General features: G+C 65.6%; 22 protein-coding genes. 15 read left to right on the plus strand and 7 right to left on the minus strand.

Going from position 1 to position 24,858, the window contains the following annotated elements:
- Positions 1-3: 3 nt before the first annotated feature.
- From FHP91_RS05660 to FHP91_RS05675, 4 genes are all read right to left on the minus strand, one after another.
- Positions 4-849 (minus strand): FAS1-like dehydratase domain-containing protein, encoded by an 846-nt coding sequence (locus tag FHP91_RS05660; RefSeq protein ID WP_144308677.1) that lies wholly within the window; start codon positions 847-849, stop codon positions 4-6.
- Between the two features lie 112 nt (positions 850-961).
- On the minus strand, positions 962-2,974 hold the full coding sequence (locus FHP91_RS05665; RefSeq protein ID WP_144308678.1) for a tripartite tricarboxylate transporter permease: 2,013 nt from the start codon (positions 2,972-2,974) through the stop codon (positions 962-964).
- A gap of 70 nt (positions 2,975-3,044) precedes the next feature.
- On the minus strand, positions 3,045-4,148 hold the full coding sequence (locus tag FHP91_RS05670; protein WP_144308679.1) for a Bug family tripartite tricarboxylate transporter substrate binding protein: 1,104 nt from the start codon (positions 4,146-4,148) through the stop codon (positions 3,045-3,047).
- Positions 4,149-4,329: 181 nt separating this feature from the next.
- Complete coding sequence (locus tag FHP91_RS05675; RefSeq protein ID WP_144308680.1) at positions 4,330-5,424, minus strand: 2-methylaconitate cis-trans isomerase PrpF family protein; 1,095 nt, start codon at positions 5,422-5,424, stop codon at positions 4,330-4,332.
- Positions 5,425-5,550: 126 nt separating this feature from the next.
- Between FHP91_RS05675 and FHP91_RS05680 the strand changes: the two genes are divergently transcribed.
- The 4 genes from FHP91_RS05680 to FHP91_RS05695 all read left to right on the plus strand — a co-directional run bounded on the left by FHP91_RS05680 (position 5,551) and on the right by FHP91_RS05695 (position 8,993).
- Positions 5,551-6,444, plus strand: a complete 894-nt coding sequence (locus FHP91_RS05680; RefSeq protein WP_144308681.1) for a LysR family transcriptional regulator — start codon at positions 5,551-5,553, stop codon at positions 6,442-6,444.
- 262 nt (positions 6,445-6,706) lie between these two features.
- Positions 6,707-7,618: an ABC transporter ATP-binding protein gene (locus FHP91_RS05685; RefSeq protein ID WP_246116228.1), complete on the plus strand. Its 912-nt coding sequence runs from the start codon at positions 6,707-6,709 to the stop codon at positions 7,616-7,618.
- Entirely contained in the window at positions 7,615-8,376 is a 762-nt protein-coding gene (locus FHP91_RS05690; protein WP_144176451.1) for an ABC transporter permease, read from the plus strand. Before FHP91_RS05685 ends, FHP91_RS05690 begins: the two co-directional genes overlap by 4 nt.
- Positions 8,373-8,993, plus strand: a complete 621-nt coding sequence (locus FHP91_RS05695; RefSeq protein ID WP_144308683.1) for a glutathione S-transferase — start codon at positions 8,373-8,375, stop codon at positions 8,991-8,993. Before FHP91_RS05690 ends, FHP91_RS05695 begins: the two co-directional genes overlap by 4 nt.
- Position 8,994: 1 nt before the next feature.
- Here FHP91_RS05695 and FHP91_RS05700 read toward each other — a convergent pair whose 3' ends face one another.
- Positions 8,995-9,507, minus strand: a complete 513-nt coding sequence (locus tag FHP91_RS05700; protein WP_144308684.1) for a MarR family winged helix-turn-helix transcriptional regulator — start codon at positions 9,505-9,507, stop codon at positions 8,995-8,997.
- 79 nt (positions 9,508-9,586) lie between these two features.
- Between FHP91_RS05700 and FHP91_RS05705 the strand changes: the two genes are divergently transcribed.
- Complete coding sequence (locus FHP91_RS05705; RefSeq protein ID WP_144308685.1) at positions 9,587-10,507, plus strand: EamA family transporter; 921 nt, start codon at positions 9,587-9,589, stop codon at positions 10,505-10,507.
- A gap of 148 nt (positions 10,508-10,655) precedes the next feature.
- On the opposite strand, the gene FHP91_RS05710 is transcribed toward FHP91_RS05705, so the two are convergent.
- Positions 10,656-11,165 (minus strand): DNA-deoxyinosine glycosylase, encoded by a 510-nt coding sequence (locus tag FHP91_RS05710; protein WP_144308686.1) that lies wholly within the window; start codon positions 11,163-11,165, stop codon positions 10,656-10,658.
- A 142-nt stretch (positions 11,166-11,307) separates the two neighbouring features.
- Between FHP91_RS05710 and FHP91_RS05715 the strand changes: the two genes are divergently transcribed.
- Both FHP91_RS05715 and FHP91_RS21085 read left to right on the plus strand, forming a co-directional pair.
- Positions 11,308-11,877: a glycine zipper 2TM domain-containing protein gene (locus tag FHP91_RS05715; protein ID WP_144308687.1), complete on the plus strand. Its 570-nt coding sequence runs from the start codon at positions 11,308-11,310 to the stop codon at positions 11,875-11,877.
- Between the two features lie 16 nt (positions 11,878-11,893).
- The gene (locus tag FHP91_RS21085; RefSeq protein WP_186301454.1) at positions 11,894-12,808 is read left to right on the plus strand and encodes a DUF6515 family protein; all 915 of its coding nucleotides are present in this window, start codon (positions 11,894-11,896) and stop codon (positions 12,806-12,808) included.
- Positions 12,809-12,833: 25 nt separating this feature from the next.
- Here FHP91_RS21085 and FHP91_RS05725 read toward each other — a convergent pair whose 3' ends face one another.
- A complete protein-coding gene (locus tag FHP91_RS05725) occupies positions 12,834-14,465 on the minus strand; it encodes a nitroreductase family protein (protein WP_144308688.1) in 1,632 nt (543 codons plus the stop codon).
- 237 nt (positions 14,466-14,702) lie between these two features.
- Between FHP91_RS05725 and FHP91_RS05730 the strand changes: the two genes are divergently transcribed.
- The 8 genes from FHP91_RS05730 to FHP91_RS05765 all read left to right on the plus strand — a co-directional run bounded on the left by FHP91_RS05730 (position 14,703) and on the right by FHP91_RS05765 (position 24,809).
- Entirely contained in the window at positions 14,703-16,172 is a 1,470-nt protein-coding gene (locus tag FHP91_RS05730) for an alanine/glycine:cation symporter family protein (protein ID WP_144308689.1), read from the plus strand.
- 211 nt (positions 16,173-16,383) lie between these two features.
- Positions 16,384-18,588: a PepSY domain-containing protein gene (locus FHP91_RS05735; protein WP_186301455.1), complete on the plus strand. Its 2,205-nt coding sequence runs from the start codon at positions 16,384-16,386 to the stop codon at positions 18,586-18,588.
- Positions 18,589-18,611: 23 nt separating this feature from the next.
- A complete protein-coding gene (locus FHP91_RS05740) occupies positions 18,612-20,054 on the plus strand; it encodes an efflux transporter outer membrane subunit (protein WP_144308691.1) in 1,443 nt (480 codons plus the stop codon).
- Positions 20,051-21,340 carry an efflux RND transporter periplasmic adaptor subunit gene (locus tag FHP91_RS05745; protein WP_144308692.1) on the plus strand — a complete coding sequence of 430 codons (1,290 nt, stop codon included), beginning with the start codon at positions 20,051-20,053 and terminating at the stop codon, positions 21,338-21,340. Before FHP91_RS05740 ends, FHP91_RS05745 begins: the two co-directional genes overlap by 4 nt.
- Entirely contained in the window at positions 21,337-22,065 is a 729-nt protein-coding gene (locus tag FHP91_RS05750) for an ABC transporter ATP-binding protein (protein ID WP_222105123.1), read from the plus strand. Before FHP91_RS05745 ends, FHP91_RS05750 begins: the two co-directional genes overlap by 4 nt.
- A complete protein-coding gene (locus FHP91_RS05755; RefSeq protein ID WP_144308693.1) occupies positions 22,062-23,267 on the plus strand; it encodes an ABC transporter permease in 1,206 nt (401 codons plus the stop codon). Before FHP91_RS05750 ends, FHP91_RS05755 begins: the two co-directional genes overlap by 4 nt.
- A 63-nt stretch (positions 23,268-23,330) precedes the next feature.
- Positions 23,331-24,086: a sulfite exporter TauE/SafE family protein gene (locus FHP91_RS05760; RefSeq protein ID WP_222105124.1), complete on the plus strand. Its 756-nt coding sequence runs from the start codon at positions 23,331-23,333 to the stop codon at positions 24,084-24,086.
- Positions 24,087-24,149: 63 nt separating this feature from the next.
- Positions 24,150-24,809, plus strand: a complete 660-nt coding sequence (locus tag FHP91_RS05765; protein WP_144308694.1) for a CDGSH iron-sulfur domain-containing protein — start codon at positions 24,150-24,152, stop codon at positions 24,807-24,809.
- Positions 24,810-24,858 lie beyond the last annotated feature (49 nt).

The raw sequence follows: 24,858 nt of genomic DNA on the forward strand, positions 1-24,858 counted from the left end.
TCCTCACTTGATCACCGCGGTGGCTTCCATGGTCAGCCAGCCTTCGTGATCTTTCGCCCACAGTCGGAAGGTCTTGCCGTCGGCTTGCGGCTCACCGCAGACGAAGAAGTGGTTGATGTCGAACACCGGGCGAACGGCGCGGAACTCGTAGCTGGCCAACTCGGCATCGGGCAACTGATGACGCAGCAGGTCGAGCAGCATGGTGGCCACCATCGGGCCGTGCACGATCAGGCCGGGATAGCCTTCCACCTCGGTCACATACTTGCGGTCGTAGTGGATGCGGTGGCCGTTGAAGGTCAGCGCCGAGTAGCGGAACAGCAGCACGTCGTCGGGCACCCACTGCTTTTCCCAGGTGGACGTTGCCGGCGCGGCCTTGGGCGGCGGGGCGACGTCGTCGGGCTTGGCCGCCTCGCGATATACGATGTCGTGGAACTCGGTCAGCGCGATGTCGGTTTCGCCGTCGCGGCAGATTTCGTGACGCACCTTGACGAAGACCAGCGGGCCCGTGCGGCCGCTCTTTTCGGTCACGTCGTGGATGGTCGAGGTGCGCGTCATGGCGTCGCCGATGCGCAGCGGCTTGTGGAAGGTGAATTGGCTACCGGCCCACATGCGGCGCGGCAGCGGCACTGGCGGCAGAAAACCGCCGCGCTTGGCGTGGCCGTCCGGGCCGATTTCCGACTGGCGGTGCAGCGGAAGAAAGTACAGCCAGTGCCACAAGCCGGGCAGCGGCGTGCCGGCGGCGGGGCGCTCTGCCGGGCGGTCAAACGTGGCCGACAAGGCGGCGTAGGGGGTGGCAGTGGCGATGTCGGAGACAGCTTCCGAGCGGCCGATCCAGTCCTTGAGATTCATGGTGTTGCGTCCTCCGTCGGGTACGGGCGGGGCACCTGCCTGTCGCCCGCCAGTGCGGGCGGACAGGTGCGGGATCAGAAAAAGCGTGTTGAAATCAAATGACCCATCGGGCTTATTTGAGCGGCCAGGGCATCTCGACGTAGTGCTGCAGCAGGCCAGCCGGGAAGTCGAGCGTCAGGTAGTGGCCCAGCGTGCTCATGAAGGCGATGCACAGACCGGTGTAGAGCAGGCTGCGGGCCACGCCGAGCTGGGTGCGCACCATCAGGAAGGTCGTGATGAAGATCGCGATCGAGATGATGAAACCGAGCACCGAGGTCATGCCGAAGAGGAACACGAACCAGCCCACGGACGGCCAGACGGTGGTGCCGTCGTCCGTGCCCTTGGCCTTGGCTGCCAGTTCCTGGTCGAAGTGCGCGCTGTGCCCTGGCTTGGCCACGACCAGCATCATCACCATGTAGCCGGTGAAGGCGACCATCAGCGCCGAGGTGTAGAACGGGAATACCGACCCCAGGAAGCTCAGCGGTGCGCTGCTCATCACGCCGTACAGGAAGGTGGCCAGCAGCAACACGGCAAACACGATTTGCGGACGACGCTCGGCCTTGGTGGCACCTCCGTGCACCGGGCGGTCGGTTTCTTCGCCGCGGGCCTCTTTGGTGACCGCGCCTTCTTCAGACACCCGGCTGCGCAGGGCCATCAGCGTGGAGGCGATGGTCAGCGCGCCGATGATCAGCACGCCCGGGCGTTGAACGAATTCCCAGCCGTAGAACTGCAGCGCCTGATACAGGTAGTTCTCTGCCTGACTCGAAAGTACAAAGCCGATCAGGAAGGCGGGCCGTGGCCAGCCGAAGCGTCGCAGGAAGATGCCGACGATACCCACCGCGAACAGCACCAGCAGATCGGTCAGATCGCGTCGCGCCTGGAAGGCGGCGAAGCAGATGATCATGATCATGAACGGCGCGATCAGGTTGAAGGGCACGAAGGTCAGTCGGGCGATGGGCACGGCCAGGAAGAAGCAGATGGCGGCGCCAACGATGCTCGAGAAGGCCAGCGTCCAGGCGATGGTGTAGGTCAGCTCGAGGTCGGTGGTGACCATCGAGGGGCCGGGTTGGAGCCCGAGCAGGACCATGCCGCCGAGGAACACCGCCATGCTGCCCGAACCGGGAATGCCGAACAGCAGGGTTGGCATCAGCGCGCCGCCTTGCAGCGCGTTGTTGGCCGATTCGGGCGCGATCACGCCCTTGATCTCGCCCTTGCCGAAGTTGGACGAATCCTTGCTGGTCTGCGCGGCATGGCCGTAGGCGATCCAGTCCACCACGCCGCCGCCGAGGCCGGGGATGGCGCCAATGAAGGTGCCCAGCGCCGAGCAACGCAGCACCAGGAACCAGTTCTTGAAGGTGTCGCGAACGCCTTGCAGCCAGCCAGCGCCCAGGCCGGAATCGGCGGCAATCGGGCGGGAGCGGCGGATCAGGTCGGCGATCTCGGGGATGGCAAACAGGCCCAGGCCGATGATCACCAGCGGCACGCCGTCGACCAGATAGTCGATACCCAGATCAAAGCGGCTTTCACCGGTGGCGGGGGCTGCGCCAATCGCGCCAACCATCAGGCCCAGGCCGCAAGCGACGACCCCGCGCATGATGCTTTCGCCGGCCAGCACACCGACCACCGACAGCCCGAGCAGGGCGAACATGAACAGTTCAGCGGTGGTGAAGGACAGGATCAGCGGCTTGGCGACCACCACAAAACCGGTCAGCAGCAGCGCGCCGAACACGCCGCCCAGCAAGGAGGCAGAGAACGCGGCGCTCAGGGCACGGGCGGCCTGGCCTTTTTTGGCGAGTGGGAATCCGTCCAGCACGGTGGCCTGACTGGCGCTTGAGCCGGGGATACCCATGAGAACCGAGGTGAAGGTGTCGCCGGTGGGGATCACGGCAACCATGCCCACGAGCATGGCCAGTGCGGAGACCTGGTCCATACCGTAAATGAAGGGCATCAGCAGCGACATGCCTGCGATGCCGCCCAGGCCGGGCAGAATGCCCACGCCGAGGCCAACAACAATGCCGAGCAGCATGTAGGCGAAGTGCTGAAACGAGAGGAGGCCGACAAAGGCGCTCTGCATGGCTTCTAGCATTGGAAACTCCAGTATTGAGTGGCTGGTGCGTCAGGGCGGCCGATGGTGGTTACCCTGACGGCGGTCAGCGTTAGAAGCGCGCGTTGTACTCTTTCTCGAGCAGCGCGCGGACCCAGTCACGGGCTTTGGGGTCGATGGTCGTGCCTTCCTTGAAGAGCGACTCGCCGGCCTTGTCGGTCAGTTGCTCGTAACCGCCCAGTGCCTCGACTTTCGCGGCTTGGTACTCCGGATCGAGCTTCATCTTGCGCACGGCGGCGCGGTAGGCCTCGACGATGTTGTCAGGCGTGCCCTTGGGCAGCACCAACAGCTTCTGTGCCGGGAAGCCGGCGATCAGGAAGGACTTGAAAGCTTCCCACTCGGTGCCCGACGGCTTCTTGCCGGTGACCATCTCGATGGCTTCGCCGATGTGCGGCAGCTCCGGGAAGTTCGGGTCGCGGATGAGCTTGCCGTCGTCGTCCGTGGCGCCCCAGCTGAACAGCGGAACGGCTTTACCTTCTTGCACGATGGGCAGCGAGCTCTTCAGGTAGGCCGAGGTGGTCTGGTAGTCGATGTTGGCTTCGCCGCGCTCGAAAGCCAGGCGGCCTTCGCCCCGACTCTTCATGCCGAACACATGCTGCACATCGAGGCCAAGCAGACGGAAGCCGAGCAGCGGAACGAGGTCGAGCGAGGTGGCGCCCTGGCTGCCGTAGACCAGACGCTCGCCCTTGAGTTTGCCCAGGTCGGCCAGCGATTTCACGCCAAAGCTGCTGCTGATGTAGGCCACACCGCCGGTCGGTGCGGCGAGCACGACTTTCCAGTCCTTGTAGTCGTACTTCACACGCGGATCATTGAGCAGGTAGGGGAACTGCGTTGAGCCCGAGGTGCCCAGGATGGACAGACCGTCCGGCTTGGCGCGGGAAGCGAACTGGCTGGCGCCGGTAATCGAGCCGCCGCCGGGCTGGTTCTTGACGACCACGGTCGGCTGGCCGGGCAGGTGCTTGGACAGGAAGGGTGCGTTGAAGCGCGCCCAGGTGTCGGAACCGCCGCCCACGCCAAACGGGATGACGAATTCGATGGTCTTGCCGCTGAAGTCGACCGCGTCGGCCATGGCCGGTACGGGCAAGATGAAGGCGGCGGTTGCGAGCGCCACGGACATGCCCAGGAAATTGCGTCGAGGGGTAATGTTGTTGGTCATGAGTGCTCCTCCTGATGTGTCGTTCAAGTCGTTGTTGCTATGTGGTGAAAGCCGTTGGGCTTGGCGTGCCAGACCTCTGTGGATCTTCGGGCTGTGAGTAAAAATCGTGTTGTCGTGCTCATGCGTTTTTCTCCTCGCATGCCATCTTTTTTGTGGGCATGCGGCGCGGTAATGATGAAGATCATGCGATCTGGGGCTCGAGGCGCTCCGGCACCAGCACGACACCGCTGAGCAATGGCCTGGCGGTGGTGATCAGGCGGGCCTGTTTGAACACGGGGATGCCTTGATCGTCGTGCTCGGAAATGTCGATATCGAAGGCCATCGTGCCGCTCGGGTGTTCGATGATGATATGGCCGAGTTTTCGGACATCGAGCTCGACCAGGTCCTCGGCAATCGAGCCGGTCACATGGCAGGCGGCGGCCAGTGCCAGCGCGCCTGAAATTCCGAAGGTGGCATGGCACCATTTCGGCGAGAAATACCGCGCGGCGATGCTGCCGCCGTGGCGCGGCGACGCGACAATGGCGATCTTGGGCAGGGCGACGCTCTCGCTGTCTTCGAGCCGCATCTGCCTGGCGGCCTCGAGGCGAATGGTTTTCAGGCGATTCGAAAATTCCGTATCGGCGTCGAGTTCGGCTTTGGATTCGTGCCCGGTCTTGCCGAGGGCTTCGGCTTTGACCAGCACCAGGGGAATCGCGCAATCAATACAGGTGACTTCAACGCCGCAGATTTCTTCGCGAGCCTTGCTGGTAGGCAGCAACACGCCGGTGCGGGTGCCTGCCGGGTCGAGAAAGCGCAGTTCGATCGGCGCAAAGCTGCCGGGCACGCCATCGACCTGGCACCGACCGTCATAGGTCAGTTTACCGCCGGGCGTCTGGACGATGACCTCGGCGATCTTGCCGCTATTGAGGTTGAGCACGCGGACCGTGGTGGTCGGTGAGCTCGTCGGGATCAACCCTGCGTCAATGGCGAAGGGCGCGACGCCGGAGAGCATGTTGCCGCTGTTGGGCCGCACATCAACAAAGTTGCGCGCCACCGACACCTGAGCAAACAGGTGCTCGAGATCGGCATCGGGCCGGCTCGACGGGCCGACGATCACCACCTTGCTGCTCTGGCTATCGCCGCCACCCATGCCGTCGACCTGTCGCAGATCAGGAGACCCCATGGCCGCCAGCAGCAGGCGATCGCGCGCTGCCGTTGAAGCGGGCAAGTCCTGCGCGAGGAAGAACAGCCCCTTTGAGGAACCGCCTCGCATCAGAACACAGGGTATTTTCTCCATTTGCTTGTCTCCATCCACATGCCTTGTTTGATTGCATGGTAGAGCGCGACAAGATCTGACGGAAATGCAATAAATGCGAGAATTGATTCTATACTCGCATAAGTGGCGTTTATTGAGAGTGTTGAGATGAAGATCGACTTTGACGGAATCCAGGCCTTTGTCGTGATCGCCGAGTTGGGGGGCTTCAGCAAAGCGGCCGAGCATCTTCATGTGACCCAGACGGCACTGACTCGTCGCCTGCAGAAGCTCGAAGCCTATCTTGGCCTGCGTCTGCTGGATCGTACAACACGCTACGTGGAGCTGACCGTGGTGGGACGGGAGTTCCTGCCTCAGGCGCAAACCATTGTTGGCGATGTGACCCGAGCGGTCAGCCGGCTCAAGGATGTGTCGAGCCGCAGCCGCGGCAACTTTACGCTGGCCTGCATTCCCACCATGGCCTCGCAGATGCTGCCGAAGGCCATGCGCCGCTACGCCGAAACCCATCCGGGCAACCGCATACGCATCATCGATGCCAGCGGCTTCGAGGTGCGGGACGCGGTCCTGCATGGGCAGGCGGAGCTCGGCATTGGTCTGCCGACCGAGAGTCATGTCGAGCTTGAAGAGGCGCTTCTGCTCGAAGAGCCCTACATGTTCTTCTGTCGCGAAGAACACCCGCTCAGCCGCAAGAAGCAGATCGTGTGGTCCGACCTGCACGAAGCCGAGTTGATCGGCATCAGCACCATGAGTGCCAACCGGATCTTTCTTGACTATCAACTGGCGAAGCGCGGCATCAAGCTGTCCGGCACCTACGAGGTTCGCCATCTGTCGACGGCCATCGGGCTCGTCGCGGCCGGCGTGGGCGTCGCCATTTTGCCCAACTCCACGCTTGAAGAGGGCGCGCGACCGGGCCTGTGCCGGATTCCGCTGACCAGTCCGACGATCAAACGCAAGATCGTCATCCTTCGTAAACGCAACAGCACACTGTCGCCGGCGGCCAGTGCGTTCTTCGATCTTGTGTTGGATCAGGCCGGTTCGAGTTGAGGCCTCGGTGTGTCAGGCGCTTCAAGGTCGACTGCCGGCATCGATCTCAATCTGTCTGACCGGGGCTAGTTCGTGGACGCGGAGCGGATGCTTCGGGCGTAGCCTTGGTCGGCAGCCCACAATTGAACGGTGCGGAGCTGTTTTCCGGCGTCGATGGTGGCAGGCCATCTTCATCAAGCAGCGCTACTGACGGCGCAATCCGCACTGATTGTGCCGGGACGTTTTTGGCCCGGCTCTGGTATCGTCCCAGCCCATGACGACCATGCTTTCTGTTTCCCATCTCTCCAAGATCTACGAGGGCGGTTTTACTGCGCTCAAGGACATCAATCTCGACATCCGCCGCGGTGAAATTTTTGCCTTGCTCGGGCCGAACGGTGCGGGCAAGACGACGCTGATCAGCATCATCTGCGGTTTGGTGAATGCCTCGGCCGGCAAGGTGACGGTGGGCGGCCACGACATCGTGGACGACTACCGCGCGGCGCGTTCGTTGATCGGGCTGGTGCCGCAGGAGCTGACCACCGATGCCTTCGAGACGGTGTTTTCGGCGGTGAGCTTTTCGCGCGGCTTGTTCGGCAAGGCGCCGGATCCGGCCTACATCGAGAAGGTGTTGCGCTCGTTGTCGCTGTGGGACAAGCGCAACAACAAGATCATGACGCTGTCGGGCGGGATGAAGCGGCGGCTGCTGATTGCCAAGGCGCTTTCGCATGAGCCGCGCATGTTGTTTCTGGATGAGCCGACCGCCGGTGTCGATGTGGAATTACGCCGCGATATGTGGAATCTGGTGCGTGGGCTGCGTGAGGACGGCGTGACGATTCTGCTGACCACGCACTACATCGAAGAGGCGGAGGAGATGGCTGATCGCATCGGGGTGATCCGCAAGGGCGAGATCATTCTGGTGGAGAACAAGGCGACGCTGATGCACCAGCTGGGCAAGAAGCAGCTGACCGTGCATCTGCAAACGCCGCTCGACGCGGTGCCCGAATCGCTGGCGGCCTATGCGCTGGAGCGCGGTGAGGACGGCCACGCGCTGACCTACACCTACGACACCGAACGCGAGCACCCCGGCATCACCGATCTGCTGGCCGACCTGAACGCGGCGGGCATCGGCTTCAAGGATGTGAACACGACGCAAAGCTCGCTCGAAGACATCTTCGTGAGCCTGGTGAAGAAATGAATCTCTACGCAATCAAGGCCATCTACCGTTTCGAGATGGCGCGCGCCTGGCGCACGCTGACCCAAAGCATCATCTCGCCGGTGCTGTCGACCTCGCTGTATTTCGTGGTCTTCGGCGCCGCCATCGGTTCGCGCATTCCGGAGGTCGATGGGGTGAGCTACGGCAGCTTCATCGTGCCGGGCCTGATCATGCTCTCGTTGCTGACGCAGAGCATTTCCAACGCATCCTTCGGCATCTACTTTCCGCGCTTTACCGGCACGATTTACGAGGTGTTGTCGGCGCCGGTGTCGTATCTGGAGATCGTCATCGCCTATGTGGGCGCGGCGGCGAGCAAGTCGCTGATTCTGGGGGTGATCATCCTCGCCACGGCGGGGCTGTTCGTGGACATCCGCATCGAACACCCCTTCTGGATGGTGCTGTTCTTCGTGCTCACGGCGATCACCTTCAGCCTGCTCGGTTTCATTATCGGCATCTGGGCCGACGGTTTCGAGAAGCTGCAACTGGTGCCCATGCTGATCGTCACGCCGCTCACCTTCCTCGGTGGCAGCTTCTACTCCATCAATATGCTGCCACCGTTCTGGCAGACGGTGACGCTGTTCAACCCGGTGGTGTATCTGGTGAGCGGCTTTCGCTGGAGCTTTTATGGCATTGCCGACGTGAGTCCGGCGCTGAGCCTGGGGATGACGGTGTTTTTCCTGTTGGCGTGTATTGGTCTGGTGGCCTGGATCTTCAAGACCGGGTACCGCCTCAAGCCGTGAGACCGATCCTGTACTCGTTTCGCCGCTGCCCCTACGCCATCCGGGCGCGGCTGGCCTTGTGGCAGGCGGGTGTGGTGGTGGCGCTGCGCGAGGTGGTGCTGCGCGACAAACCGGCACATCTGCTCGAGCTTTCGCCCAAGGGCACGGTGCCGGTGATGCGACTGCCCGATGGCCGTGTGCTTGAAGAAAGCCTGGATATCATGCACTGGGCGCTCCAGCAGAACGACCCGGACGGCTGGCTGCGCGCCGGCGACAGCGCCGAGCAGGCGACGCTCGTCGCCCGCAATGATGTCGATTTCAAGCCGCTGCTCGACCGCTACAAGTACGCCGAACGCTTCCCCGAGAAATCGGCGGTGGCATGGCGGAATGCGGCGATTGCGGCGCATCTGACCGATCTCGAGGCGCGCCTGACTGACCACGCCTATCTGTTTGGCGACACGCCCTCGCTGGCCGATGCGGCCTTGTTTCCCTTCGTACGCCAGTTCGCCGCGGTGGATGCCGCGTGGTTCGAGACGGCGCGACTGCTTGCGCTGCGCCGCTGGCTCAAGGTCTGGCTGGCCTCGCCCTTGTTTGCTGCGGTGATGGTGCGGCACCGCACCTGGCAGGAGCCGCGCTGAGTCAGTCTGTTGATGGCTCCAGCACGGCCAGCAGCCTGGCGAGCTGGGCGTCCAGCGCGTCGAGGGATTCGGCGTTGAGGGGCGCGAGAATTCTGCGTTCATTTTCCAGATGTGCTTCCACCGCGCGGTCGATCAGCGCCAAGCCGGCTGGCGTGAGTTTGACCAATTTGCTGCGTGCATCCTTCGGGTCGGGCAGGCGTTCGATCCAGCCGCGGGCTTCGAGGCCTTGCAGGCGGTGGGTCATGGTGCCGGAGGTGATCATCAATGACGCGAACAGCATGGTGGGGCTAAGGCAGTAGGGCGCCCCGGCGCGGCGTAACGTCGCCAGCACGTCGAATTCCCACCGGCTCATGTCGAAGGCGCTGAATGCCGTGTCGAGCTCGCGCTGCATGAGTGCCGAGCATCGCTTGAGGCGGCCGATCACACCCATCGGCGCCAGATCCAGGTCCGGCCGTTCGCGGCCCCACTGCGCCAGGATGGTGTCGACTGCGTCCTTGGACGGGCTTCCGTTCATCGATTGCCTCCGTTAACTATCTTGAAGTCAAGACAACTCTGTGTCAGGCTTTATTTTATCTTGATATGAAGATAAAACCATGAAAACGACACAATCCCAAAGCCAATGGCGCGACGCGGTGCTTACTGCGTTGGCCCCGATCATCTGGGGCACCACCTACATTGTTACCACCGAATGGCTGCCGCCGGACCGGCCGTTCACCGCCGCCTTGCTGCGAGCGCTACCGGCCGGGCTGCTGCTGGTGCTGTGGTGTCGCCGTTTGCCGGCGGTCGGGTTCTGGGGGCGCTTGCTGGTGCTCTCGGCGCTGAATATCGCAGTCTTTCAGGCGCTGCTGTTTGTGGCGGCCTACCGGTTGCCGGGCGGTTTGGCGGCCGTGGTGGGGGCGATTCAGCCGCTGCTGGTGATGGCGCTGGCCTGGGCGGTCGACCAGCAGCGGCCGGTGCGCCTGGCGGTGTGGGCCAGCGTGGCCGGCGTGCTGGGCATGGCGGCGCTGTTGTTGTCGCCCGATGCGGTGTGGTCGCCGGTGGGCATTGCCGCCGCGCTGGCCGGTGCGGCCTGCATGGCGGCGGGAACGTTTCTGGCGCGGCGCTGGCGGCCCGAGCTGCCGGTGCTGGCTTTCACCGGCTGGCAACTGTTGCTCGGCGGTGTGATGCTGGCGCCGGTGGCCTGGGCCATCGATCCGCCGCTGCCGACGCTCAGCGCGGCAAACCTGGCCGGCTATGCCTATCTGGCGGTGTTTGGCGCGCTGGTGTCTTACGCGCTGTGGTTTCGCGGCGTGGCGCGGTTGTCGCCGGTGGCTGCGTCCTCGCTCGGCCTGCTCAGCCCGCTGACTGCGGTGCTGGTCGGCTGGGCGCTGCTCGACGAAAGCATGCGCGGCCTGTCGTTGGTCGGGCTGGTGGTGGTGCTGGGCAGCGTACTGGTGGTGCAGCGAGCGATGGCAGCGCCCGGTGGTGTTCCTCGGCCGGTGCGCTACCCCTCGTCGGCGCCGGCCAAGGCCTGAGAAGTTGTGAAGAAATCGTAGCGAGCGCCGACAGGTGAGGGGCGGCCGGCGCGCTGCAAGCGGAATGCACTGAAGGCCAAGAGCATTGCGAGCACCGCTCAAGCCTGAGATGCCAAGCGCAGTCGATCAATTCATGACTTCTGAGCGCTCAGGGCGCGATGGCGCGTTGCCAGGCGTCGAGCTTGGCGTCGAAGCGCATTCCGGCGTGGGCCGGGCTGGTCGAGGGCAGGCGACGGTGGCGGCGGATGGCGGCGTGCGCCTCGCTCAGCGTGGGCAGCACATGGGTGTTGAAGCTGCTCTCGGCCTTGGCACCATTGAAGTAGATGGCCTCAATGCCCGGATGCGCCGTGAGAAAACCGGCGAAGTCGTTGGGTACGATGCTCGCCTCGACAATGTCCGAATCCAGGCTGGACTCGCGGGTGCAGGCGGCGAGCACATCCCATACCGCAACGCCGGCGGCGGTGAGCGCGGCGCAGCGCTCGGCGTAGGAGGCGGTGACCTCGAAACCAAACAGCTCGGCCATGATTGGCCAGAAGCCGTTGTGCGGGTGAGCATAATACTGCTGCTCGGCCAGCGAGCGCTTGCCCGGCATGCTGCCGAGGATCAGGCGGGTGGCGCTGGCGTCGGCCAGGGGCGCAAAACTGTGAACAAAGGACATGGCGGGAGACCTGATTTTGGGGGCTTACGTCTGGAGACGATTCAGTGCTCCTTCTTTACACAGCTTAACCACGCTCGGCAAGCACTTCACCCGGCGGGGCCGCACACTGATGCCTGTGAGTTGAGCTTGTCGGGAGTCGCCCATGCGTGGCCGTTTTGCCTTGTTTCAAACACGCCGTACCGGTGTCGCATTGCTCGCAGTCGTGACGCTGGCCGGGTGCGCTGCGCCGCGTTCCGGCCCGGTCGGCGGGGCGCCCGAGGCCTCGTCCCGGGAGATGGCGGTTTATCCCGCGCAGGGGCAATCGGCGCGGCGGGCTGACCGCGATCGTTACGAGTGCCATCTGTGGGCAGTCAAGCAAAGCGGCTTCGATCCGGCCCGGTCGTCGGCCCGGTCGTCGGCCCAGACACGCGCGCCGGCGCCGCGCGTTGAGCCCGATCCGCCCTCGGGTACGAGCACCACGATGGGGGCGGTGGCCGGGGCCGTGGTGGGGGCCGCGGTGGCGAACCCGCAACGCACGCTGGAAGGCGCCGCCATTGGTGCCGTGGTGGGTGGCGTGGCCGGCAACGCGGCCGATAACGCGCGCGAAGCGCGCGCCCAGGCCATCGAAGAGCGCATGGCCGATCGCCGCGATCAGCCGCGCGAGCAGCGTGCCGACAATTACCGCCGTGCCATCACCGCGTGCCTTGAAGGCCGCGGTTACACGGTGCGCTGAATCCATGGAGTCGACAATGATGAACACGAAATCCTTGGTGAGATCCCGCGGGATGCTGATCGCGCTGGCGCTGTTGGCCAGCACGGGCAATCTGGCGCATGCCGACACGACCGGCGAGCGGGATCGCGGACGTGGCGAAGCGCGCACGAATGAGCGCCGGGAAGCCCGGACCGAAGCCCGGACCGAAGCCCGGACCGAGAACCGCCGCGATGACCGCCGCGATGACCGCCGCGATGACCGTCGCGATGACCGTCGCGATGACCGTCGCGAGTCCGTGCAGAGTCCGCGCGAGACTCGACAGGATCGCCGCGATGACGGGCGTGACACCCGCGCGGTGGTGCGGCAAGACACTCGCACGGATCGGCGGGATCATCGCTGGGACGACCGGCGCGCCGTGCATGTCGAGCGCCGGCACTACCCGTCGCGGGGCGCGGTCATTCACGCCTTGCCGCCGGCGCACCGCGTCGTGACTCACCGCGGCAGCCGCTACATGTTCGCCAATGGCGTGTGGTATCGGCCGTCGGGCAGCCGCTTTGTCGTCATTGCGCCGCCCTTCGGGATTGTCGTGCCGGTCTTGCCGTTGGGCTATCTCACGCTGCGCATCGGGCCGTCGCGGTATTACTACGCCAACGAGGTCTATTACGCGCCGGCGCCTCAGGGCTATGTGGTGGTCGAGCGTCCGGCGGGCGCGCCCGAGTACCCGGAGGATGAACTGGCGGATGACGAGCCGCAGCAATTCATCTATCCGCGCCTGGGTCAGTCCGAAGCGCAGCAGGCCGACGACCGTTACGAATGCCATCGCTGGTCGCGCGAGCAGACCGGTTTTGATCCCACGCGGCCGGGGGCGAACATGCAGCCCGACTCGGTGCGGTCGGACTACTATCGCGCCATGGGCGCGTGTCTGGACGGGCGGGGCTATACCGTGCGCTGATGCCGCAACGCGCGGCGCCTGGCTACTATTGGCTGTCCAGGTGGGCGTAGGGCGGCAGGGTTTGCAGGCGATCGTCCTCGACCGGGCCGCCGAGGGTGAAGTGATAGAGGCTCTGCCAGGCGGTATCGGTAATGCCCATGAGCGCGTGCATCATGTCGTCGAAGAAGCAGCCGATGCCGGTGCCGCGCAGGCCGGCGGCTTCGGCGTCCAGATACATCACCTGGCCGATCAGGCCGGTTTCCCAGAACAGCCGCGGATAGGCGCGGGCGCCGCCGGCCGCCAGCGCGGCGTCGAACTGCGCGAGCATGCCCACGGCAAACGCGCCGTCCGAGGCGATGGCCTGCTGGCAGCTGACGGCCTGCGCGGCGCGGCGGGCGTCGTCGCCGATCAGCCGGAACAGCGGCAGATCGGGCGGGCAGCCCTCGGGCGTTTCCCATACAAATTGATCGGACAGCGATTGGCGCAGGCTGGCGTCGTGGGCCGGGTCGCGCACCAGCAGGTAGAAGCCGGGCGACAGATCGGTGACCCGGTGCACCATCAATGCCAGCGAGATGCGCGGCGCCCAGGGCAGGGCATCGGCCACAAAGGCGCCGGGCAGGGTGCGCGCGAGCAGGCGGTAGAAGCTGGCGCGGTCGAGCGGGCTGCGGCCGTCCATGTCCACCGCGCTGCGGCGCTGACGGATGATCTGCTCGGCGCTGTGGCGGCGGTCGGGCGAGGTGTCGGTGTGTGGCTTTGCGTGGTGTGCGGCGGCGGTGGGGCCGGGTGTGTGCGCGGCGTTGGCTACGGCGTCGATGACCGGCCACGGGTGGTGGTCATGGCTGAGCGTGTTGGGCGTTCCGAGCGGCGCGATGGCGGGGATGCGCGCTTGCCAGGCGTCGGCGCTGAGCGTGGGCGCGGAGCTACCGGCCGGGCTGAGCAGGATCAGGCAGTCGGCGTGCTCGGCCTCGGGGCCGGATTGCGTGTCGGTGCCGAGCAGGCGGGCGAGGTCGGTGTCGATCACGCTGTCGAGCAGCTGTGCTTGCCAGCCGAGCGTGCGTGCGGCAAAGGCGATGGCACCGATGGCATGGCCGACGTCGTGCTGGCAGTAGCGCCAGGCGCGTTCGCCGTACTTCCAGGCCTCGCGCCAGTGGATGGAGGTGAGGCCCATCAGCAGGCCCGGTTGCAGCAGGCCGGCGGTCAATGCCGTCCATTGCGCCTCGGTCAGCGTGGCACGGCGTTCGAGCTGGTGGCTGAAGGGCGCGTAGTGAAACACGCCCGGTGCGTTGATCAGGCCGGGCACGGCGCCGCTGATTACGTAACCCTCGGTGGGGTGCAGCGCGCCGCTGGACGGGTTGATACGCAGCGACCACGACTGCCCGGGGCCAACCTGCTTCCAGGCAGACAGGGCGAGGCTGTGCAGCAGCAATCGGCCGACGGTGTCGGCGTCGAGCGGCGCGGCCGCTGGCACCGTGGCGAACAGGCTGTCGTAGGTCGGCGCCGCGCGCAGGGCCGGGCGGGGGAGGTCGAGCGTTGCAGCGCCATCGAAGCGGCGGAAGGGGTGGGGCTGGCTGGCCCAGTCGAGGTAGCCGAGCGAGGCGGCGTAGCGATCGGGGCGGTGCTTGGTGCGCTGGTGGTACTGGCGCACGACGTCGAGCGGATCGGTGTGGGTGGCGGTCATGGTCTGGATCATCGCACATCGGGTGTCGCCGCCTTGATGTGCAAGGGTGTCAGCCGAGCAGCGAAATCGGGTAGGATCGCGGCCCCGCGGGGCGTTCCCATCTGACGGCCCCGCGATTCGCCCGGATCTGCCACAGCGATTGGCTGTTGCAGATCCTTCTGTTTGATGTGCCGGCCCGGACCACCTTTCCGAGTCGGCGCGTGTGCCCGTGACCCGGGCCGATAGGAGTCAATCCGCGTGAACGAGTTTGTCAGCATCCTCAATAGCTATATCTGGAGCCCGGCGCTGGTGTATCTGTGTCTGGGCGTGGGTCTGTATTTTTCGGTCCGCACGCGTTTCATGCAGGTGCGCGGTTTCAAAGAGATGGTTCGGCTGATCTTTGAAGGGCGCAGCTCCGAGAGCGGTGTGTCGTCTTTCCAGGCGCTGACCATCGCGCTGTCGGGCCGGGTCGGTACTGGCAATATCGCCGGCGTGGCGACGGCCATCACCTTTGGTGGTCCGGGCGCGGTGTTCTGGATGTGGACGGTGGCCTTCCTGGGCGCGTCCACGGCCTACATCGAATCGACGCTGGCGCAGATCTACAAGGAAAAAGACGACAACGGGCAGTACCGTGGCGGCCCGGCCTATTACATCGAAAAGGCCATGGGCCAGAGCTGGTATGCGTGGATCTTTGCGCTAGCCACCGCCATCGCCATGGGCTTGCTGCTGCCCGGCGTGCAGGCCAACAGCATTGCCTCGGGCATTCAGACCGCCTGGGGCGTCGAGCCGGCGGTGAGTGCGGCATTTGTGGTGGTCTTGCTCGGCTTCATCATTTTCGGCGGCATCAAGCGCATCGCGCTGTTCGCCGAGATCGTGGTGCCCTTCATGGCGCTGGCCTACATTCTGGTGGCGCTGGTCATCGTGCTGCTGAATGTGGAGCAGGTGCCGGGCATGATCGCGTTGATCTTCAAGAGCGCCTTCGGTCTTGAGGCCGGCTTTGGCGCGGTGCTGGGCCTGGCGGTGCAGTGGGGCGTAAAACGCGGCGTGTATTCCAACGAAGCCGGTCAGGGCTCGGGCCCGCATGCGGCGGCTGCAGCAGAGGTGTCGCACCCGGCCAAGCAGGGCTTTGTGCAGGCCTTCTCGGTGTATATCGACACCTTGTTCGTGTGCTCGGCGACGGCCTTCATGCTGCTGTCGACCGGCAAGTACAACGTGATTGGCGCGGATGGCGTGGCGATCGTCAACAATCTGCCCGGCGTCGAAGCCGGCGCGGCCTATACCCAGGCGGCGGTCGAGTCGATGCTGCCTGGCTTTGGTTCGACATTTGTGGCGCTGGCGCTGAGCTTCTTTGCCTTCACGTCCATCGTGGCTTACTACTACATTGCCGAAACCAATATCGCCTACATCAACCGCAAGGTGCATCGCGGCTGGCTGTATTTTGTGCTGAAAATTGGTTTGTTGGCCGCAGTGACTTACGGCTCGGTACGCACTGCCGGTGCGGCCTGGGATCTGGGCGACGTGGGCGTGGGCATCATGGCGTGGCTGAACATCGTGGCCATCCTGATTTTGCAAAAACCGGCCCTGCTGGCGTTGAAGGACTACGAGTCACAGAAGAAGTCGGGCAAGGAGCCGGTTTTCGATCCGGACGCGCTGGGCATCAAGAATGCCAGTTTCTGGCAGAAGCGCCTCAAGGCGTCCAGGTCGGCGGTGGACCCGTCCAAGGCCTGATCCCGCCTGTTGTGTTGTCGATGATGCCGCCCTCCGGGGTGGCATTTTTTTGGCCGAGCGCTGTGTTGCGCGCGCTGCCAGGCCTGGCTTTACCTGCCTTTACACTGCATTGACCTGGGTTAACCCGAGGGCGGGACATACTTCAGGCCTCACGACGCTGCGCATCAATGCCTCAATGCGCGGCACCGAAACCTGTTTCCTGGTGTCAATCATGACAGTCGCTCGTTTTCGCTCCGTCCTGCGCCAGCTGCATCGCTGGATCGCGCTCGCGCTCACGCCAGTGTTCGTGCTGGTCATCCTGTCCGGCGCGGTGCTGGCGCTCAAGCCAGTGCTGACCGCCGCGCCCGCGGCATCGGTATCGGTGAGTGCCGAGACGGTCGCCGAGGCGTTGATTAAGATCGATCCGCGCGGGCGAGCCACCGGGGTGATCGTGTCGCCCGATGCCAGCACCTTGCGGGTGACCTCCAAGAATCCAGTGGGTCCCTCGGGCCAGTACGCGCTGTCCACCGGTGAATTGACCGCCTCGCAGCCGGGCCCCGACGTCTTTGCCGTCGTGCTCGACCTGCACAAAAACCTGCTGCTCGGCCTCGGCATCGTGGTGGAGATCGCTGCCTATGCCATGACGGTCTTGATCGTCATGGGTCTGCTGCTCGGGTTGCCACGGTTACGCAACACGCTGGCCGGCTGGCATCTGGGCATCGGCTGGCTGGCCTTGCCGCTGGTGCTGCTGGCGCCGCTGACCGGTGCGCTGATGGCCCTGCACATTGGCGGCCCCGAGTTGCCGCGAGTGCAAGGCGGCCCACCGGTGGCGCTGGCGGCGGCGATTACCCGCGTGGCCGAGCAAGGCGATGGCGCTGCGGTGCTGTCGGCCCGACGCTTCCGCGGCGGCAGCGCGCTCGTTTTCACTGCCGGCCCGGACGGTCAGGTCGTGCGTATGGTTCAGCCCGATGGCAGCGTCAACCGACTGAGCGGGGGCCCGGGCCTGGTGCATGAACTGCACGAAGGTACCTGGGGCGGCGCGTGGTCTGCCGGTATCAGCTTTGTTGGCGCGCTGGCTTTGGCCGGGCTCACCGGGACCGGCGCGTGGGGCTGGTGGCGTCGCCGTCGTCAGCAAACGGCGGGCAGCACTGACATCGGCGCCACCACGCTGGTGGCCTTTGGCAGCCAGACCGGCACCGCGGCACGCCTGGCCGAGGCGACCGCGCAAGCGCTGCGTCGGGCGGGTGAGAAAGTGGCCTGCGCCTCCCTCGAGGCGCTGCAGCCGGCCGCGCTTGCAGGATACGAGCAGACCTTGATGATCGTCTCGACCACCGGCGAAGGTGAGCTGCCCGATCCGGCGCGTCGCTTCATGCAGCAATTGCCGGCCGCGGATCTGGCGGGCAGTCGGTTCAGCATGCTGGCGCTGGGCGACCGGCGCTATGCGAACTTCTGCGGCGGCGGCGAGCAGTTGCGCGGCGCCTTGTTGGGCCAGGGCGCCTGCGAACTGGCGCCGATCGAGCGCGCCGATGGCGAGCCCGGCAGCGCCTGGCGGGATTGGCTGGGGCGCGTCGCGACCTTGCTTGGCCGTCGCTTGGAGGCGGTCGAAGCGCCGGCGGCGGATCAGGTGCTGTCGCTCACCCTGGTCGAACGGCAGCGCCTGGACGATCCGGCCGTGGCTGGGCTGACCGAGACCTGGCAACTGAGCTTTGCACCCAGCGACCCGACAACCGAATTCCGGCCGGGCGATCTATTGCTGATCGCACCGACGCCGGAGGCCGCTCCGCGTTGCTATTCGATTGGCTCATCCTCGCGCGTCGGCGATTCACTGATCCGCCTCACCGTCAGCCTGCATCGCTGGCGCGACGCGGCCGGCCAGACGCGGGTTGGCGCGGCGAGCGGCTATCTCTGCCATGACTTGCCCGAAGGCGCGCAGATCCGCGCCAGCCTGCGTGCGCATCCGCAGTTCAATCCGCCCGAGGACGTGGGCCGACCGCTGATTCTGGTGGCCGCTGGCGCCGGCATTGCGCCGTTTCCCGGTTTTCTCTCGGAGCGTGAGGCGAGCCTGAAGGCGGGCCCGAGCTGGCTGTTTTTCGGCAACCGCCAACGTGCGGGCGATTTCTTTTACCGCGATGCACTGGTGCGTTGGCAAGACAAGGGCGTGCTGACCCGACTGGACACCGCCTTCTCGCGCGATGCCGATGACGGTGCCTATATCGATCGCCGGCTGATCGCCCAGGGCGCCGAGCTCTACCGCTGGCTGGCCGAGGATCGCGGCGTGTTGTACATGTGTGGTCGCTCCGCCACGCTGGGGCAGTCGGTGGAAGCCGCGCTGCTAGGCATTATCCAGACCCACGGCCAGGTATCCGCCGATGACGCCGAGGGGATGCTGCAGGGATGGAAACAAGACGGCACCCTGCAAGTCGACGTGTTCGGCTGAACCCCTTTTTGACGGCCACTGCCATGACATCTTCGCGACCTTTGCATCCCCGCACGCTTGGCGCCGGCCTGTTGGCGCTGCTGCTGAGCGGCTGCGCCACGCTGGGGCCCGATTATGTCGCCCCGGCCATGCCGGCGCCGGCGGCCTGGCATGCGACCTCGAGCTTGGCTGTCGCCACCGACAGCGAGTCGATTGCGCGCTGGTGGCAAGCGCTGGGCGATGCCGAGCTCAGCGCGCTGGTCGAGCAGGCGCTGCGCAACAATCCCGATCTGCAATCGTCCCGCGCGGCGCTGCAGGCCGCGCGTGCGATGGAGCGCGTGGCGCGGGCCGGGCAGGGTCCGAATGTCGGCGCCACGGGTGCGACGAGCGCCAGCCGGTACGGTGACGCCTCAGTGAGCGAGCGCTGGAGCGCCGGCTTCGATGCCGCCTGGGAGCTCGACGTGTTCGGCGGCGTGCGTCGTGGCGTCGAGGCGGCGCAGGCCGACCGCGAGGCGGCGCGTGCGACGCTGGCCAGCACCCATGCCTCGCTGGCGGCCGAGGTGGCGCTCAACTATGTGACGCTGCGTACCAGCCAGGCGCGGCTGGATATCGCCCGCCGCAATCTCGCCACCCAGCTCGAGACCTTGCAGCTGACCGACTGGCGTGCTCAGGCCGGGTTGGCCAGTTCGGTGGATGTGGAGCAGGCGCGCACCAATGCCGAGCAGACGCGCGCGCAAATCCCCAGCCTGCAGACCAGTATCGTCAGTGCCGCCAACCATCTCGCGGTGCTCACGGGCGATGCGCCCGGCCGCTTGCAGGCGAGCCTGGCCGATGGCAACCTGCCGGCGCTGCCAACCGCCGTCGCCGTCGGTATTCCCGCCGAGGGGCTGCGTCAGCGTCCCGATGTGCAGGCCGCCGAGCGGCAACTGGCGGCGGAGACCGCGCGCATCGGCGTGGCCGAGGCGGCGCGCTACCCGGGCTTCAATCTCACCGGCTCGATCGGGCTGGAGGCGGCCACCTTCGGCGCGCTGGGCAATGGCGCCTCGGTGATCCGTTCGCTGGCCGCCGGCATCAGCGGTGTGTTGTTCGACGGCGGTGCGCTGGCAGCGCGGGTCGACCAGCAGAGCGCGGTGCGCGAGCAACGTCTGCAAGCCTATCGCAGCGCCGTGCTGGCGGCGCTGGAAGACGTCGAGAACGCGCTCACCGCGCTGGACAACACCGCCCGTCGGCGCAATGCCCTGGCCGCGGCCAGTACTGCAGCGCGCAACGCCAACCTGTTGGCCGCCGACCGGTATCGCAGTGGCCTGATCGATTTTCGCACCGTGCTCGAAACCGAGCGCAGTCTGCTCAGCACCGAAGATAGCCTGGCCATCGCCGAGGGTGAGCGGCTGAACGCGCTGATCCAGCTCTACAAGGCGCTGGGCGGTGGCTGGTCGCGTGCCGATCTGACTGAATCCGCAGACACCCCCCAGGGAAATCTCTCATGAATTCGCCCGAAAAACTCGGTACGCCGGCGGCCATCGCGCCGTCCGCCATCCTTGATGTGACCACCCAGAAACCCCGCCGTGGCCGCTGGTGGCTGGGCGCGCTCGTGGTGCTGGTGCTCGGCGTTGGCGGCTATGCGCTGCTCGCCGGCAATGGCACGGCCACGGCCGTGCGCTACCAGAGCAGCCCGGTCGAGACCGGGGTGTTGGTGGTCACCGTGTCGGCCACCGGTACGCTACAGCCGACCAACCAGGTGAACGTGGGCAGTGAATTGTCCGGCACCATCGAGCAAGTGTTTGTCGATGACAACAGCCGTGTCCGCAAAGGGCAGGTGCTGGCCCGGCTGGATGTGTCGAAGCTTGAAGACCAGGTGGCCAATGCCCGCGCGGCCGTCAAAGTGGCCGAAGCCGGTGTGCGCCAGGCCGAGGCCACGGTGCAGGAGTCGGGCGCCAGCCTGTCGCGGCTGCATGAGGTATTCAAGCTCTCCGGCGGCAAGGTGCCGTCAAAAACAGAGCTCGAAACTGCCGAGGCGACCCGGGCGCGTGCGCGCGCCAATCTGGCCAGTGCCCAGGCCGGTGTCCTGCAGGCCAAGGCCACGCTGCGTACCAACGAAACCAATCTCTCCAAAGCCTCGATCCGCTCGCCGATTGACGGTGTGGTGTTGTCGCGCGCGGTGGAGCCAGGCCAGACCGTGGCGGCCTCCTTGCAGGTGGCCACGCTGTTCACCCTGGCCGAAGACCTGGCGAAAATGGAGTTGCAGGTGAAGGTCGATGAGGCCGATGTGGGCCAGGTGAAGGAGGGGCAGCGGGCGAGCTTTACCGTCGATGCCTACACCGACCGGCGCTATCCGGCGCACATCACCCGTGTGAGCTACGGCGCGACGACCACCGACAACGTGGTGACCTATCTGACCACGCTGGAGGTGAGTAACGAAGACCTCAGCCTGCGTCCCGGCATGACCGCCACCGCCGAGATCACCACACTGGAAAAAACTGGCGTGCTGCTGGTGCCGAACGCGGCGCTGCGCTATACACCCACGGTGGCGCGTGGCGAGCGCAAGCAGAGCCTCATGTCGAGCCTGATGCCGCGCCCGCCGCGACAGGCCAAGACGGTCAAGCTGAAGGACCCAGCCGCCGGCGAGCGCCAGCTGTGGATGCTGCGCGACGGGCAGCCGACGCCGGTGACGGTGAAGACCGGTGCTACCAACGGCCGGGTGACCGAGATTATGTCGGGCGATCTGCCTGCAGGCACGGCGGTGATCACCGAAGCGGTGAGCAGCGCACGATGAACACCATGATCGACACGCCCGAGGCGCTGATCCGGCTGGCTGGCATCACCAAGGTGTATGGCAGCGGGCCGGCGGCTTTTCAGGCGCTGCGCGGGGTGGACCTGAGCGTCCAGGCCGGCGAGTTCGTGGCGGTGATGGGGCCAAGCGGCTCGGGCAAGTCGACGGTGATGAACATCCTCGGCTGCCTCGATACGCCCACCAGCGGCAGCTACGAATTTCAGGGCGTGCATGTCGAGACCATGGACCGCAACCAGCGCGCCTTGCTGCGGCGGCATTTTCTCGGCTTTGTGTTCCAGGGCTTCAATCTGCTGGGGCGCACCTCGGCGCTGGAGAATGTCGAGCTGCCGCTGCTCTACCGCGGCGAGCCGGTGGCTCGGCGCCACGCGGCGGCGCGCGCCGCGCTGGCCCAGGTCGGCCTCGACGGCTGGGAAGACCACACGCCGGCCGAGCTCTCGGGCGGGCAACAGCAGCGCGTGGCCATTGCCCGCGCCATTGTTACCAATCCGGCGGTGTTGCTGGCCGACGAGCCGACTGGCAACCTCGATAGCCAGCGCAGCCGCGAGATCATGGCGTTGCTCTCCGAGCTTAACCGTCAGCGCGGCATCACCATTCTGATGGTCACCCACGAGCCGGAGATGGCGGCGTATGCGCATCGGCAGGTGCATTTTGTCGATGGCCGGGTCGATCGCGACTCGCGCACACCGGTGGCGGAGGTGGGCGCATGATCTGGAATACCTTCCTGCTCGCACTGCGCGAGATCCGCCGCAACCTGCTGCGCTCCTTCTTGACCATCCTCGGCATCGTCATCGGCGTGGGGGCAGTCATTACCATGGTCACGCTCGGCAACGGGGCGACGCGGTCGATTTCCGACCAGGTGGCCAGCCTGGGCAGCAACCTGTTGATGGTGCGGCCCGGCCAGCGCATCGGCCCGGGCGGCAGCGCCGGGGCGCCGATGTTCAAAGTGGCTGATGTGCAAGCCATCGCGGCACAGGTGTCGGGCGTCAAGGCCGTGGCGCCGGAGACGCGCAAGGCGGTGTCGGTGGTGGTGGGCGCGCGCAACTGGTCGAGCGTGGCCACCGGCAGCACGCGGGACTACTTCACCGCGGCGGGCTGGACGCTGAACGGCGGCCGGATCTTCACCGAGGCCGAGGAGCGCGGTGGCAAGGCGGTGTGTGTGATCGGCGCCACTTTGCAGCGCGAGCTGTTTGGCGGCGGCGACCCGCTGGGCGAGTCGATGCGGGTGGCAGACTTCTCGTGCCAGGTGATCGGCGTGCTGGCCGCCAAGGGGCAGTCGGCCTTCGGTTCGGACCAGGACGACACCATTGTGATGCCGATTCGCACGGTGCAGCGCCGTCTGACCGGCGATCAGGATGTGCGCACGCTGCTGGTGTCGGCCAGCGACGGCAACGCCACCAATGCGGTCAAGGCGCGGGTCGAGACCCTGCTGCGCGAGCGGCGCAAGATCGGCGCCAACGAGGACGACAACTTTAACGTGCTCGACACCAAGCAGATCGCCCAGACGCTGTCGACCACCACCCGCATCATGACGACCCTGCTCGGCGCAGTGGCGGCGGTCAGCCTGCTGGTGGGCGGCATCGGCATCATGAACATCATGCTGGTGTCGGTCACCGAGCGCACCCGCGAGATCGGCATCCGTCTGGCCATTGGCGCGCTGGAGCACGAGGTGTTGCTGCAGTTTCTGATCGAGGCGGTGGTGCTGTCGAGCCTTGGCGGGTTGATCGGGGTGGCGCTGGCCACCGGCGCGTCGATCGGGCTGTCGTCGCTGATGAGTATCCCGTATCTGTTTGATCCGGCCATCAATCTGTTGTCCTTTGGTATCTCGGCCTTGATCGGCGTGGTGTTCGGCTTCTTTCCGGCGCGGCGCGCAGCGCGGCTCGATCCGATCGACGCCTTGCGCCACGAGTGAGCCTGACTGGTCGGGGGCTGGCGCGCCCCGTAGAATGCGGGTTTTCCGCCTCGAGTCATCGCTGTGAGCCTGTCTCTGTCCGTGTTTGGTGATCTGTCGATGGCTGTGGTGCTGCTGTTGCTTGTCAGTGCCTGCGTCACCTCGACGCTGACCGCGAGTCTTGGGGCTGGTGGCGGCATCATGCTGCTGGCGATCATGGCGCAGGTTTTGCCACCGGCGGTGATCATTCCGGTGCATGGTGTGGTGCAGCTCGGGTCGAACGGGGGTCGCGCGCTGATGAGCTGGCGGCATATCGACTGGCGGACGCTGGGTGTCTTTTTGCCGGGCGCGCTGGTTGGTGCGCTGATTGGCGCGGCGGTGCTGGTCAATCTGCCGCCAAAAACCATGTATTTGAGCATCGCCGGCTTCATTCTCTATCTGTGCTGGGGGCCGCGGCTGCCCAGGTTGGTGCTGAGCCGACCAGGCATTGCCGTGGCGGGCGGTGTAACCACCTTTGTGTCGCTGTTTGTGGGTGCCACGGGGGCGCTGGTGGGCGCGTTCATCAAGCAGATTCATCGTGATCGCTTCACGACCGTGGCGACCTTTTCGGCGGCGATGTCCTTCCAGCACGGGATGAAGGCCGTTGTGTTTCAGGAGGCCGGCTTCGATCTGAGTGCGCTGCTACCGCTGATCGGCGCCATGATCGCCTGCGGTGCGATCGGCACCTGGATCGGCCTGCATCTGCTCAAACGCATGCAGGACAAACATTTCGCCAAAATCTTTGATGTCATTCTGACGCTGCTGGCCTTGCGCCTGATCTGGCAGGCGTTCTCTGTCTGAATTCGCGTCGGTGCGCGTGCTGGTCTATAGCGGTAGTGGGCCTGAACCTTTGGAGCGTGCGCAATGAGCAGCAGAGCGAAGCCATTGATGTTCTCCGGCAAAACCCTCGATGTGACGTGGGACAGCCGTCTGTGTATCCATGTGGCCGAGTGCGGGCAGGCGGCGGGTGAGCTGTTTGTCGGCGGGCGAAAGCCATGGTGTCAGCCGGATCTGTCAGATACCGACGAGGCGAAACAGATTGTCGAGCGCTGCCCGAGCGGCGCACTGGCCTATCGCGACAAGGGCGGCGGTGCGGCGGAGGTCGCGCCGGGGGCGAATACGGTGTTCGTGGCCTGCAACGGGCCGCTGTTCGTGCATGGCGACCTGCATATCGACGGCGTCGATCCGGCGGCGCAGCCGGGCCTGCAGTTTCGGGCCGCGCTGTGTCGATGCGGGGCGTCCAAGAACAAGCCATTTTGCGACAACAGCCATGAAGCGGCGGACTTCAAGGATTACGGCGCGGTGGGCGAGCGGGGTGATTCGGCCATTGGCTCGGGCGGGTCGCTGCAGATCACGCCGCTCAAGGATGGCCCGCTCTTGTTCAAGGGCAATCTGAGCGTGCACGCGGCAAGCGGCCGTCTGGCCTGGCAGGGGACGACGGTGGCGCTGTGTCGCTGTGGCACGTCGAAGAACAAGCCCTTTTGCGACGGCAGTCACGTCAAGGCGGGATTCAAGTCGGATTAGGCTGAACACAGCACGGATGCCTTGGCATTCGTGCTGTGTTCAGCATGCC

Origin of the sequence: Denitromonas halophila, from assembly GCF_007625155.1 — a bacterium.
GTDB lineage: Bacteria > Pseudomonadota > Gammaproteobacteria > Burkholderiales > Rhodocyclaceae > Nitrogeniibacter > Nitrogeniibacter halophilus.

Bases quoted from the DNA above. Each gene is read 5' to 3' on its own strand.
- FHP91_RS05660 (WP_144308677.1), bottom strand. From the start codon at position 849: ATGAATCTCAAGGACTGGATCGGCCGCTCGGAAGCTGTCTCCGACATC.
- FHP91_RS05670 (WP_144308679.1), bottom strand. From the start codon at position 4,148: ATGACCAACAACATTACCCCTCGACGCAATTTCCTGGGCATGTCCGTG.
- FHP91_RS05735 (WP_186301455.1), top strand. From the start codon at position 16,384: ATGACAGTCGCTCGTTTTCGCTCCGTCCTGCGCCAGCTGCATCGCTGG.
- FHP91_RS05700 (WP_144308684.1), bottom strand. From the start codon at position 9,507: ATGAACGGAAGCCCGTCCAAGGACGCAGTCGACACCATCCTGGCGCAG.
- FHP91_RS21085 (WP_186301454.1), top strand. From the start codon at position 11,894: ATGATGAACACGAAATCCTTGGTGAGATCCCGCGGGATGCTGATCGCG.
- FHP91_RS05750 (WP_222105123.1), top strand. From the start codon at position 21,337: ATGAACACCATGATCGACACGCCCGAGGCGCTGATCCGGCTGGCTGGC.
- FHP91_RS05665 (WP_144308678.1), bottom strand. From the start codon at position 2,974: ATGCTAGAAGCCATGCAGAGCGCCTTTGTCGGCCTCCTCTCGTTTCAG.
- FHP91_RS05765 (WP_144308694.1), top strand. From the start codon at position 24,150: ATGAGCAGCAGAGCGAAGCCATTGATGTTCTCCGGCAAAACCCTCGAT.
- FHP91_RS05755 (WP_144308693.1), top strand. From the start codon at position 22,062: ATGATCTGGAATACCTTCCTGCTCGCACTGCGCGAGATCCGCCGCAAC.
- FHP91_RS05680 (WP_144308681.1), top strand. From the start codon at position 5,551: ATGAAGATCGACTTTGACGGAATCCAGGCCTTTGTCGTGATCGCCGAG.
- FHP91_RS05710 (WP_144308686.1), bottom strand. From the start codon at position 11,165: ATGTCCTTTGTTCACAGTTTTGCGCCCCTGGCCGACGCCAGCGCCACC.
- FHP91_RS05675 (WP_144308680.1), bottom strand. From the start codon at position 5,424: ATGGAGAAAATACCCTGTGTTCTGATGCGAGGCGGTTCCTCAAAGGGG.
- FHP91_RS05740 (WP_144308691.1), top strand. From the start codon at position 18,612: ATGACATCTTCGCGACCTTTGCATCCCCGCACGCTTGGCGCCGGCCTG.
- FHP91_RS05745 (WP_144308692.1), top strand. From the start codon at position 20,051: ATGAATTCGCCCGAAAAACTCGGTACGCCGGCGGCCATCGCGCCGTCC.
- FHP91_RS05715 (WP_144308687.1), top strand. From the start codon at position 11,308: ATGCGTGGCCGTTTTGCCTTGTTTCAAACACGCCGTACCGGTGTCGCA.
- FHP91_RS05690 (WP_144176451.1), top strand. From the start codon at position 7,615: ATGAATCTCTACGCAATCAAGGCCATCTACCGTTTCGAGATGGCGCGC.
- FHP91_RS05685 (WP_246116228.1), top strand. From the start codon at position 6,707: ATGCTTTCTGTTTCCCATCTCTCCAAGATCTACGAGGGCGGTTTTACT.
- FHP91_RS05725 (WP_144308688.1), bottom strand. From the start codon at position 14,465: ATGACCGCCACCCACACCGATCCGCTCGACGTCGTGCGCCAGTACCAC.
- FHP91_RS05705 (WP_144308685.1), top strand. From the start codon at position 9,587: ATGAAAACGACACAATCCCAAAGCCAATGGCGCGACGCGGTGCTTACT.